This is a genomic window from Serratia sp. Je.1.23.a (genome assembly GCF_051129805.1).
In the GTDB taxonomy this organism is placed as follows: Bacteria; Pseudomonadota; Gammaproteobacteria; order Enterobacterales; family Enterobacteriaceae; genus Serratia; species Serratia liquefaciens.
This window is the reverse complement of sequence record NZ_JBCPSR010000011.1, coordinates 1-11,766: the sequence shown is the minus strand read 5'-3', so window position 1 is coordinate 11,766 and position 11,766 is coordinate 1. Positions and strand designations below refer to the sequence as shown.

The window sequence follows — 11,766 nt, the reverse complement described above, 5'->3', positions numbered from 1 at the left end:
AAATAGAGAGCTTGGAGAACACCATGAGCGCAAGCGCGGAGACTCAAAACCCGCAGCAACCGGCAGGTAAAAAGAAGCAGCGTAAATTTTGGCTGCTGCTGCTGACGGTTATTTTCATCGTTATTGGGGTGGCATATTTAGTCTATTGGTTCCTGGTGTTACGTCATCATCAGGAAACCGACGACGCCTATGTTTCCGGTAACCAGGTCCAGATCATGGCCCAGGTGAACGGCAGCGTTAACCGCGTCAACTTCGACAATACCGACTATGTGAAACAGGGTGACGTGTTAATTACCCTTGATCCGACCGATGCCGAACAGGCGCTGGAACGCGCCAAAACCGGCCTGGCCAATAGCGTGCGTCAGACCCACCAGCTGATCATCAACAGCAAGCAGTATCAGGCCAATATTGCCCTGCGCAAGTCTGACCTGAGCAAGGCTGAAAACGATCTGAAACGCCGCGTCGTGCTCGGCAGCGTTGACGCTATCGGCCGTGAAGAGCTGCAACATGCTCGCGATGCAGTCGACAGCGCCAAGGCGGCGTTGGAAGTGGCGGTGCAGCAATACAACGCTAACCAGGCGATGGTATTGAATACCCCGCTGGAGCAGCAGCCAGCCATTCAACAGGCCGCAGCGCAAATGCGTGACGCCTGGCTGGCATTGCAACGGACCAAAATCATCAGCCCGATCACCGGTTATGTCTCACGCCGCAGCGTACAGGTTGGCGCGCAAATCGCCGCCGGTTCCCCGCTGATGGCAGTGGTGCCAGCCGATCACATCTGGGTTGATGCCAACTTCAAAGAAACCCAAATCGCCAATATGCGTATCGGCCAGTCGGCTACCGTAGTCAGTGACATTTACGGTGATGACGTGGTGTACAACGGTAAAGTGGTCGGTATCGATATGGGTACCGGCAGCGCCTTCTCACTGCTGCCTGCGCAGAACGCCACCGGTAACTGGATCAAAGTGGTTCAGCGTCTGCCGGTACGTATAGAACTGGACGCCAAGCAAATCGCCGATCATCCGCTGCGTATCGGTCTGTCGACCCTGGTTAAAGTTGACACCACCAATCTGGACGGCCGCGTGCTGTCTGACGTGGTGCGCGACAAACCGCTGTACCAAAGCGACGCCCTGGCGTTGAACCTGGCACCGGTTAACCAAATGATCGCCGACGTGATCCATGCGAATGCCGGTTAAGCGCGCGGGAGGCTACCTTGGCACAGAAACCGCTTGAAGGCGCTCAGCTCGCCTGGATGACGGTCGCGCTTGCCCTGGCGACCTTTATGCAGGTGCTGGACTCCACCATTGCCAACGTGGCGATCCCAACGATTGCGGGTAACCTCGGGTCTTCCAACTCGCAGGGAACCTGGGTGATCACCTCGTTTGGCGTGGCGAACGCCATTTCCATCCCGATCACCGGCTGGTTGGCAAAGCGCATCGGTGAAGTGCGGTTGTTCCTTTGGTCCACCGCGCTGTTCGTACTCGCCTCCTGGCTGTGCGGCATTTCCAACAGTCTGGGCATGCTGATCTTCTTCCGCGTGATCCAGGGTGTGGTCGCGGGGCCGTTGATCCCGCTGTCGCAGAGTCTGTTGCTGAACAACTATCCGCCCGCCAAGCGAGCGATGGCCCTGGCACTATGGTCGATGACGGTGATCGTTGCGCCCATTTTCGGGCCTATCCTCGGCGGTTATATCAGTGACAACTATCACTGGGGCTGGATCTTCTTCATCAACATCCCGATCGGTGCCGTGGTGATCCTGGTGGCGATGTCAACGCTGAAAGGCAGGGAAACCAAAACCGAGATCAAACCGATCGATACCGTCGGTCTGGTGCTGCTGATCGTCGGTATAGGGTCGTTGCAGGTGATGCTCGATCAGGGCAAGGAGCTCGACTGGTTCAACTCGACCGAGATCATCGTTCTGACGGTGGTGGCGGTGGTGGCGCTGCTGTTCCTGATTGTCTGGGAACTGACGGACGACCATCCGGTGGTGGATTTGTCACTGTTCAAATCGCGCAACTTTACCGTCGGCTGCCTGTGTATCAGCCTGGCCTACATGCTGTACTTCGGCGCCATTGTGCTATTGCCGCAGTTGCTGCAGGAGGTTTATGGCTATACCGCCACCTGGGCAGGGCTGGCTTCGGCGCCCGTCGGGTTGATACCGGTATTGCTGTCGCCGATCATCGGCAAGTTCGGCAACCGGCTCGATATGAGACGATTGGTGACCTTCAGTTTCATTATGTATGCGGTGTGCTTCTACTGGCGCGCCTATACCTTTGAACCGGGAATGGACTTTGGCGCCTCGGCCTGGCCGCAGTTTATTCAGGGCTTCGCCATCGCCTGCTTCTTTATGCCATTGACCACCATTACGCTGTCCGGCCTGCCGCCGGAGCGCATGGCGGCGGCATCGAGCCTGTCGAACTTTACTCGAACACTGGCGGGGTCGATCGGGACATCGATCACCACGACCTTGTGGACCCAGCGAGAATCGCAGCATCACTCGCAGCTGACGGAGTTTGTGAATCCTTACAACCCGCAGTCGCAAGAGATGTACCGACAGTTGGAACAAATTGGCATGAGCAAGCAGCAGGCCTCGGCCTACATCGCCAACGAGATCACCGCGCAGGGGCTGATTATCTCCGCCAACGAGATTTTCTGGCTGTCGGCCGGGGTGTTCCTGATCCTGCTGGTGCTGGTCTGGGTGGCGAAACCGCCGTTCAGCTCCGGCGGTGGGGGCGGCGGCGCTCACTAAACCAGAGAAAGCAAAACGGGCGCCCAGAGGCGCCCGTTTTTTATTTATATCGTTGCAGCCAGGCGACGGATATTAAGCCTGGTTTTGACGCCACCAATCGGCCAGCAAAATGCCGGTCGCGACTGATACGTTCAGGCTTTCTACCTTGCCGGTACCGCCGATAGACACGTTCATATCACCCTGCTGCCAGGCGCTGTCGCTCAGGCCATCACGCTCCTGCCCCAACACCAGCACCATTTTGGCCGGCAGCTTAGCCTGTGCCAATGGGGTGCCTTTATGGCTAGATGTGGTCACGATGGCGTAACCGGCCTTGCGGAAAGTATCCAGCACCGACAGGAAGTCATCTGCGCTGATCGCCTTGATGTGTTCCGCGCCGCCTTCTGCGGTACGTACCGCCGCACCGGACTCCAGCAATGCCGGATCCTGCAACAGAACGCCATTCACGCCAAAGTGTGCGCAAGAACGGACGATAGCGCCCAGGTTGTGCGGGTTGCCCACCTCTTCCAATGCCAGCACGCAGTCTTTCGCCGGTGCTTCTTTCAGATAGGTTTGCGCATCCAGGCCCTGACGTTTTTTGATCAGGAAGCATACGCCGCCGTGGTGCTCGGTGCCGGACGCTTTGGCCAGCTCTTCTTCATCTACCACGTGGTAGGCTTTGCGGTTGGCTGCCATCCAGCGCAGCGCTTCACGAAAACGCGGCGTGACCGACTGCACGAACCAGGCGCGGACGATCGCGTCCGGACGGCTGGCAAACAGCGCCTGACAGGCGTTTTCACCGTACACGCGGGTTTCTTCCGCACGCTGGCGACGCAGTTGCTCTGGATCGATAAAGCTTTTGCCGCTGATGCCACCGTGATCGAACGCCGGCTCTTCTTCCGGACCACGAGAAACGGTTTTCCATGGCGAATCATAACCGCCACGGTCTTCAGTACGCGCTGGACGGCGAGGACGATCGCTTTCACTGCGGCGGGAATCAGAGCCAGAGCCACGGCGATCGTTGTTACCGCGCGGCTTGTCCTGACCGGTACGGCCCGAAGAGCGAGCACCGTCTGCCGGACGGCCTTTGCCGGCCGGACGCTTATTCTTGTTACGGTCGTCGCCGTTACTGTCGTCGTCACTGCGGACGTACATCACTTTAACTTTACCGTTCTTGCCACTAAATGAATCGTTCATTTTCTTCTCCACCAACGCGCAGGGCGCGAAGATTACCTGATGTTGGGGTGCTAAGCCACCTACTTGCGCTAAAAGCTAACAACTATCGTATTCATTGAACAAACCTCTTTGTTCATTGACGCGCTTTTAACGATAATAAGCAGCATTAAAGATACATCTCCGCAACCCGAATGCGGTATGTCGTGCTTTCCCAGTATCCGAGGTCATCATGAATACAGTTTGTCCCGCTTGTAATGCCACCAACCGCGTACCTGAAGATCGTGTGGCTGACGGCGCAAAATGCGGCCGTTGCGGCCATGCGCTTTTTGACGGTGAAGTGATCAATGCCACCGCCGCGACACTGGACGCGCTGCTGCAGGATGGCCTGCCGGTGGTGGTCGACTTTTGGGCACCGTGGTGTGGCCCTTGCGTCAGCTTTGCGCCGATCTTCGAAGACGTTGCCGAAGAGCGCGCCGGTAAAGTCCGCTTCGTAAAAGTGAATACCGAGGCTGAACCGGAACTGAGCGCCCGTTTCCGCATCCGCAGCATCCCGACCATTATGCTCTTCCGCGACGGAAAAATGGTCGACATGCTCAATGGCGCCATGCCGAAAACGCCGTTTGATAACTGGCTCAATGAACTAGTTTAACGCAGAAAGTCCAGGCGGTGTTGCCCATTGTGAATGACACCGCCGCATTTCAAACCGGCCCGAACGCTCCCGTCGGGCTTTTTTCTGCGTTACAATGGCGTTTTTTCCCCGGGATCTTTATGACCGACAACGCCGTACTTCGCCTGCGCCAGTTTCGCCTGGAACGATCAACCCGCCCTTTTCTGGCGCGTGGCAACCGCATTACGCGTTGTCAGGGGTGTCTGCTGCCACAAAAAAATTGCCTGTGTGACACTATCCAGCCGCAGCCGGCCGCCAGCCGTTTTTGCCTGATCATGTTTGGCGCAGAACCGCTCAAACCAAGCAATACCGGCAGATTGATCGCCGATATTCTGCCGGACACCCAGGCGTTTCTTTGGTCACGTACCGAGGTTGACCCTGGCCTGCTGGCGGCGATTAACGATCCCGAACGTCAGCCTTACGTGGTGTTTCCCGCATCTTATGCCGCCCCTGAACGACCGGTATTCAGCGAACTGCCCGTCGGTGGCAAACCGCCGCTGTTTATTATGCTCGACGGCACCTGGACCGAGGCGAGCAAGATGTTCCGCAAAAGCCCGTACCTCAATCAGTTTCCGGTGTTTTCGCTCAATGTTACCGCCGCCTCAAATTACCAACTGCGTGAAGCCAGCCGCACAGAGCAGCACTGCACCGCGGAAGTGGCGACAGCGCTGTTGCAACAGGCCGGTGATACCGCCGCGGCCGACGGCCTGGCTGAGCATTTTCGCTACTTCCGTCAACAGTATCTGGCAGGGAAACCTACTCGCCCGGAGGCACCGGTCACAGCAAAGCCGTTGTAAAACGCCTAGAATCAAGTCGGTAACGTTGCCTATAGCCAATAGCATTCGAAAGACAGGTAGGCGGCAACTGAACGCATCCCAGGGAGCTTAGTTAACTAAGTGGCCAGGGTGAGAGAGGGCAGCCAACACCCCTGTCTTTTGAAGGATAACGGATATAAAGGAGCCGTGCATGAGCCAGCGAGGGTTAGAAGCGCTTTTACGTCCTAAATCGATTGCTGTTCTCGGCGCTTCACAGCAGCCTGGCCGCGCCGGCAACCTGATGATGAGCAACCTGCTGGCCGGCGGCTTCAACGGGCCGGTCATGCCCGTCACGCCGCGTTATAAGGCGGTATGCGGAGTCATGGCCTACCCGGACGTCGCCAGCCTGCCGCTCAGCCCCGATCTGGCCATACTGTGTACCCATGCGCATCGCAATCTGGCCTTGATTGAGGATTTGGGCAAACGCGGCTGCAAAACGGCCATTGTGCTCTCCTCGCCGCCAGAACAGTTCGCCGAGCTGAAAGCCTGCGCGCAGCGTTATTCGATGCGCCTGCTGGGGCCGAACAGCCTGGGCCTGCTGGCCCCCTGGCAAGGCATCAACGCCAGTTTCTCGCCGGTACCGATCCTGAAGGGCAAGCTGGCGTTTATTTCCCAGTCCGCCGCGGTGGCCAATACCATTCTCGACTGGGCACAGCAACGCGAAGTCGGCTTTTCCTATTTTATCGCGCTGGGCGACAGCCTGGATATTGACGTCGACGACCTGCTGGATTTTCTGGCACGCGACAGTAAAACCAGCGCCATCCTGCTGTATCTGGAAAACATCAGCGATGCGCGCCGCTTTTTATCTGCCTCGCGCAGTGCTTCGCGCAACAAACCCATTCTGGTGGTCAAAAGCGGACGCAGTCAGCAGGCCCAGCTGTTGCTAAACAGTCAGCAGGGGCTGGATGCCGCTTACGATGCCGCAATCCAACGCGCCGGTTTACTGCGCGTACAGGATACCCACGAGCTGTTCTCGGCAGTGGAAACGCTGAGCCATATGCATCCGCTGCGCGGAGAGCGGTTGATGATCGTCAGCAACGGTGCGGCACCGGCGGCAATGGCGTTGGATGAACTGTTGGGGCGCAACGGCAAGCTGGCGCCGCTGGGAGACGAGATCCTGGCGCAGTTGGGTGACGCCTTGCCCGACTTTATACGCGCCGGCAACCCGATTGACCTGCGAGACGATGCAACACCGCAGCGCTATCTGGCGGCGGTCAAGACCCTGCTCGACAGCCACGACTACGACGCTTTATTGCTGATCCACGCACCTAGCGCGGCAGCCCCAGGCACCCTGACCGCCGAACGTATTATCGAGGCCGTGCGTCAGCACCCGCGTGGCAAACGCGTGACTTTGCTGACCAACTGGTGCGGCGAATACTCTTCGCAAGAAGCCCGCCGGTTATTTACCGAAGCCGGTATTCCCACCTACCGAACGCCGGAAGGTGCAGTAACCGCATTTATGCATATGGTGGAATATCGCCGTAATCAGAAACAGCTTAAAGAAACCCCGGCGCTTCCGGTCGGTCTGACGGCCAACACCGCCGACGCTCACCGATTGATTCAGCAGGCGCTGGCGGAAGGCGCAACGCAGCTCGATACCCACGAGGTACAGTCGATTCTAAAGGCCTATGACCTGACGACGCTGCCTACCTGGATTGCCGAAGACAGCGCCGAAGCCGTGCATATTGCCGAGCAAATCGGCTATCCGGTGGCCCTGAAGCTGCGCTCCCCCGATATTCCGCACAAGTCTGAAGTTCAGGGCGTAATGCTCTATTTGCGCACCGCTACCGAGGTACAACGCGCCGCTGAGGCAATTCTCGACCGCGTTAAACGTACCTATCCACAAGCGCGCATTCACGGCCTGTTGGTTCAGAGCATGGCCAACCGCGCCGGAGCGCAGGAGCTTCGTATCGCGGTGGAGCAAGATGCCATTTTCGGCCCGCTGATCATGCTGGGTGAAGGCGGTATCGAATGGCGCCAGGAAAATCAGGTCGCCGTAGCGCTGCCGCCGCTGAATATGGCGCTGGCGCGTTATCTGGTATTGCAGGCGGTGAAAGGCGGAAAAATTCGCGGCCGCAGCGCTTTACGACCGCTGGATATCCCTGGACTGAGCCGCTTGCTGGTGCAGGTGTCCAATCTGATCCTCGACTGCCCGGAAATTACCCGTCTGGATATCCATCCGGTTCTGGCCTCTGGCAGCGAATTCACCCTGCTCGACGTTTCCATGCAGCTTGCTCCGTTCGAAGGTGATCCGCAGGCACGGCTGGCGATCCGTCCTTACCCTCATGAGCTGGAAGAAACCATCGGATTGAAAGACGGCTCGCAATGCCTGTTCAGGCCAATCCTGCCGGAAGATGAACCCGCGCTGAAACACTTTATCGATCGCGTGACCAAGGAAGATCTCTACTATCGCTACTTCAGTGAGATCAACGAGTTTACCCATGACGATTTGGCTAACATGACGCAGATCGACTACGATCGGGAGATGGCTTTTGTCGCGGTGCGAGATGACCAAATCATTGGCGTAACACGTGCTCTCTCCGACCCGGATAATACCGACGCGGAATTTGCCGTGTTGGTGCGTTCAGATTTGAAAGGGCTCGGTTTGGGGCGCCAACTGTTGGAAAAAATGATTGCCTATGCCCGCGCCCACGGGTTGGCTCGCCTGACCGGCATCACCATGCCTAATAACCGCGGAATGATAGCGCTGGCGCAACGGCTGGGCTTTGGCATCGATGTGCAGCTTGAGGACGGTATCGTCAATTTGACCCTGCCGCTGCAGGCGGAAGAAGCGCAGTGACCTGTGTCGCAATGCGCTACGTATCCACCACTTAACGCCAAAACATACGCACAATCGGGACAACTAGTGGTATTATCGCCCGATTATTCGATTTACTGTTTTCCCGTATTTGGCGTTCCGGCCATCTAATCATGAGAGAAGAAGCGCACTGTGATGTTGTCAAAATTTAAACGTAGCAAACATCAACAACACCTTGCACAACTGCCCAAACTCCCCCAGACGGTAGCTGATGTACGTACTTTGTACACACCGTCTGATTACCGTGCCACGCTGCTGGAATTGATCGCTAACGCCACCCAACGCATTTATCTGGTCGCTCTGTATCTGGAGCATGACGACGCCGGACGCGATATTCTCAACGCGCTTTATCAAGCCAAGCAGCGGTGCCCGGCGCTGGAGATTTGCATTCTGGTCGACTGGCATCGTGCCCAGCGTGGGCGCATCGGCGCCGCGGCCGCCAATACCAACGCCGATTGGTATTGCTCAATGGCAGACCAGCACCCAGAGCTTGCCGTGCCAATCTACGGCGTGCCGGTGAATACCCGCGAAGCCCTGGGCGTGTTGCACCTGAAAGGTTTTGTGATCGACGATACCGTGGTTTACAGCGGTGCCAGCATCAATGACGTTTACCTGCATCAGCATGAGAAATACCGCTACGATCGTTACCAGTTGATCACCAATGGCGAATTGGCCAATACCATGATCGATTACATCAAGCAGCACCTGCTGACCGCCGGTGCCGTGCAACGTTTGGATCGTGACGATCGTCCCAAGAGCCCGGAGATCAAAAACGAAACTCGCCTATTTCGTTTCGGTCTGCGCCGAGCCGGTTATCAGTTTCGCAACCAGGCGGGCAACGATGAGCTGGCGGTAACGCCGCTGGTTGGGCTGGGTAAGCAAAGCGTGTTGAATAAAACCATTCACCATCTTATGTCCTGTGCCGATCAGAAACTGACGCTGTGCACCCCTTACTTCAACCTGCCGGCTCTGCTGGTGCGCAATATCATCTATCTGCTGCGCCAGGGCAAACAGGTGGAAATCATTGTGGGCGACAAAACCGCCAATGATTTCTATATTCCGGAAGATCAGCCGTTCAAGATTATCGGCGCCCTGCCTTATCTGTACGAAATCAACCTGCGGCGTTTCCTCAGCCGCCTGCAGCGCTATGTCGATACCGGCCAACTGATTGTTCGCCTGTGGAAAGACGGCGATAACAGCTACCACCTGAAAGGCATGTGGGTGGATGACGAATGGCAGTTGATTACCGGTAATAACCTCAATCCGCGCGCATGGCGACTGGATCTGGAGAATGCCATTCTGATCCACGATCCCAAGCAGGAGATGCGTGAGCAACGGCATAAAGAGCTGGAGTGCATCCGCACTCATACCACCGTGGTGGGGAACTACCTGGAACTGCAAAGCATCCAGCAGTACCCGATCAAAGTACGCAAGCTGATCCGCCGTCTGCGCCGTATCCGTATTGACCGGTTGATTAGCCGTATACTGTAATCCCGCTATAATTTAGCTATCGCAGACCCCGGCCTATGCCGGGGTTTTTATGTGTCATGACAACAGGATGTTTTCATTATGCGCCCACTCCGCTGCCTGGCCGTGCTCCCCTTTCTATTGCTCACCAGCGGCTGTACCCACCTGGCAAATGACAGCTGGACCGGGAAAGACAAGGCACAACACTTTGTCGCCTCTGCGGCTTTCGCTGCTGCCGGTGCGGCTTATGGCGATCATCAAAACTGGAATGAGGCACGCAGCCGCAGCTTTGGCCTGATGTTTTCAATCGGGCTCGGCGCCGCCAAAGAACTGTATGACAGTCGCGAAGGCGGCACCGGCTGGAGTTGGAAAGATTTTGCCTGGGATGTCGCGGGAGCAGCGACCGGCTATAGCCTTTACCACGCAACCCGCTGATTCACAGCTGGATCTCTTTCCCTTTGCGGTGCAAGCGAAGAGAAACGATCAGCGCCAGCAGACACATGCCGGAAACATACCAGAAGAAGGCATTTTCGAAGCCAAACGACTTCAGCGACAGTGCAACATATTCCGCCGAGCCGCCAAACATCGCATTAGCCACCGCATAAGACAGACCAACGCCTAACGCACGCACCTCCGGCGGGAACATTTCAGCCTTCAGCAGCCCGCTGATCGAGGTATAGAAACTGACGATAAATAACGCCAGCACAATCAGACCGAAGGCCGCATAAGGGTTGCTGACATTTTTCAGCGTCAGCAAGATAGGTACGGTCAGCAAGGTCGCCAACGAGGCAAAAATCAGCATTGAACTGCGGCGACCGATCTTGTCTGACAATGCCCCGACCAAGGGCTGCAGCAGCATGTAGATAAAGAGTGCAGCGGTCATAATGCCGCTGGCCAGCTTGGCGTCCATCCCGGAAGTATTGACCAAGTACTTTTGCATATAGGTCGTGAAAGTATAAAAACTCAGCGAACCACCGGCGGTAAAGCCCAACACCATCAGGAAGGCTTTACGATTTTTCCACAGCCCCTTCAGTGAACCCGCATCTTTATGGTTACGGGTTTTGGCATCGGAGGTTTCATTCAGCGACCGACGCAGATATAACGCCACTACCGCCAATACCGCGCCAATCGCAAAGGGAATACGCCAGCCCCAAGCTTTTAATTCCTCTGCGGAGAGGATTTGCTGCAGAGCCACCAGAACCAGCAACGCCAACAGTTGGCCGCCAATCAGCGTGACGTACTGGAAAGAAGCATAGAAACCACGTCGCCCTTTTATTGCCACCTCGCTCATATAGGTGGCGCTGGTACCGTACTCACCGCCGACCGACAGGCCCTGGAACAGACGCGCAACCAACAGTAGCACCGGAGCCCAACTGCCGATCGACTCATAGGTCGGTAAACAGGCGATCACCAGCGATCCAGCACACATCATGCAAACAGAGATCAGCATCGAGTTTTTGCGACCATGCTTATCGGCAATATAACCGAACAACCAGCCGCCGATCGGGCGCATGAAGAAACCGGCGGCGAACACGCCGGCAGTTTGCAGCAATTGGGTGGTGCTGTTACCGGCGGGGAAAAATGAAGCGGCAAAGTAGATAGAACAGAAGGAATAGACGTAAAAATCAAACCACTCCACCAGGTTACCCGATGAAGCGCCAACAATAGCGAAAATGCGTTTCTTTTTGTCCTGCACTGCCGGATCGACGGTATTTCCATCCTCAATGGCCGAGGTTGTTTCTGTCATTTTCTATTCTCCGAGCCAGATAAACCGTGAAGTCGGCGTCCTGCCGTTTAAATGTAACTCAATTGTTAATATTGAGTTAACAATTAAAACAAATAGCGGGCGAAGAATATAGCGTGATTTTTGTGATGCGCATTGAAGACTGGCGTGAAAATTGGGCGAAATAACAGCAAATATTTATATAGCGGACATAGCAAAAAGGCCATCCTTGCGGATGGCCTCTTGGCTTAATTGATGCCTGGCAGTGTCCTACTCTCGCATGGGGAGACCCCACACTACCATCGGCGCTACGGCGTTTCACTTCTGAGTTCGGCATGGGGTCAGGTGGGACCACCGCGCTATTGCCGCCAGGCA

At 56.3% G+C, this 11,766-nt stretch carries 9 protein-coding genes and 1 rRNA gene; 7 read left to right on the top strand and 3 right to left on the bottom strand.

The features are described from left to right. Positions 1-23: 23 nt before the first annotated feature. Both emrA and emrB read left to right on the top strand, forming a co-directional pair. Positions 24-1,196, top strand: coding sequence for a multidrug efflux MFS transporter periplasmic adaptor subunit EmrA (gene emrA, locus AAZT04_RS24735; RefSeq protein WP_046372788.1), 1,173 nt, complete (start codon positions 24-26; stop codon positions 1,194-1,196). A gap of 17 nt (positions 1,197-1,213) precedes the next feature. Next, a complete protein-coding gene (gene emrB, locus AAZT04_RS24730) occupies positions 1,214-2,749 on the top strand; it encodes a multidrug efflux MFS transporter permease subunit EmrB (RefSeq protein ID WP_020828321.1) in 1,536 nt (511 codons plus the stop codon). 72 nt (positions 2,750-2,821) lie between these two features. Here emrB and AAZT04_RS24725 read toward each other — a convergent pair whose 3' ends face one another. Continuing rightward, on the bottom strand, positions 2,822-3,922 hold the full coding sequence (locus AAZT04_RS24725) for a tRNA/rRNA methyltransferase (RefSeq protein ID WP_020828322.1): 1,101 nt from the start codon (positions 3,920-3,922) through the stop codon (positions 2,822-2,824). Positions 3,923-4,130: 208 nt separating this feature from the next. Between AAZT04_RS24725 and trxC the strand changes: the two genes are divergently transcribed. The 5 genes from trxC to AAZT04_RS24700 all read left to right on the top strand — a co-directional run bounded on the left by trxC (position 4,131) and on the right by AAZT04_RS24700 (position 10,103). After that, the gene (trxC, locus tag AAZT04_RS24720; RefSeq protein WP_041414882.1) at positions 4,131-4,550 is read left to right on the top strand and encodes a thioredoxin TrxC; all 420 of its coding nucleotides are present in this window, start codon (positions 4,131-4,133) and stop codon (positions 4,548-4,550) included. 119 nt (positions 4,551-4,669) lie between these two features. Further along, positions 4,670-5,365: a tRNA-uridine aminocarboxypropyltransferase gene (locus AAZT04_RS24715; RefSeq protein ID WP_041415643.1), complete on the top strand. Its 696-nt coding sequence runs from the start codon at positions 4,670-4,672 to the stop codon at positions 5,363-5,365. A gap of 169 nt (positions 5,366-5,534) precedes the next feature. Beyond that, on the top strand, positions 5,535-8,183 hold the full coding sequence (locus AAZT04_RS24710) for a bifunctional acetate--CoA ligase family protein/GNAT family N-acetyltransferase (protein WP_122080066.1): 2,649 nt from the start codon (positions 5,535-5,537) through the stop codon (positions 8,181-8,183). Positions 8,184-8,336: 153 nt separating this feature from the next. Next, on the top strand, positions 8,337-9,692 hold the full coding sequence (gene pssA / locus AAZT04_RS24705; protein ID WP_020828326.1) for a CDP-diacylglycerol--serine O-phosphatidyltransferase: 1,356 nt from the start codon (positions 8,337-8,339) through the stop codon (positions 9,690-9,692). Positions 9,693-9,770: 78 nt separating this feature from the next. Continuing rightward, positions 9,771-10,103: a YfiM family lipoprotein gene (locus tag AAZT04_RS24700; protein ID WP_020828327.1), complete on the top strand. Its 333-nt coding sequence runs from the start codon at positions 9,771-9,773 to the stop codon at positions 10,101-10,103. A 1-nt stretch (position 10,104) separates the two neighbouring features. Here AAZT04_RS24700 and AAZT04_RS24695 read toward each other — a convergent pair whose 3' ends face one another. Continuing rightward, entirely contained in the window at positions 10,105-11,415 is a 1,311-nt protein-coding gene (locus AAZT04_RS24695; RefSeq protein ID WP_020828328.1) for an MFS family transporter, read from the bottom strand. Between the two features lie 233 nt (positions 11,416-11,648). Then, positions 11,649-11,764 (bottom strand): 5S ribosomal RNA (gene rrf, locus AAZT04_RS24690). Positions 11,765-11,766: the final 2 nt, after the last annotated feature.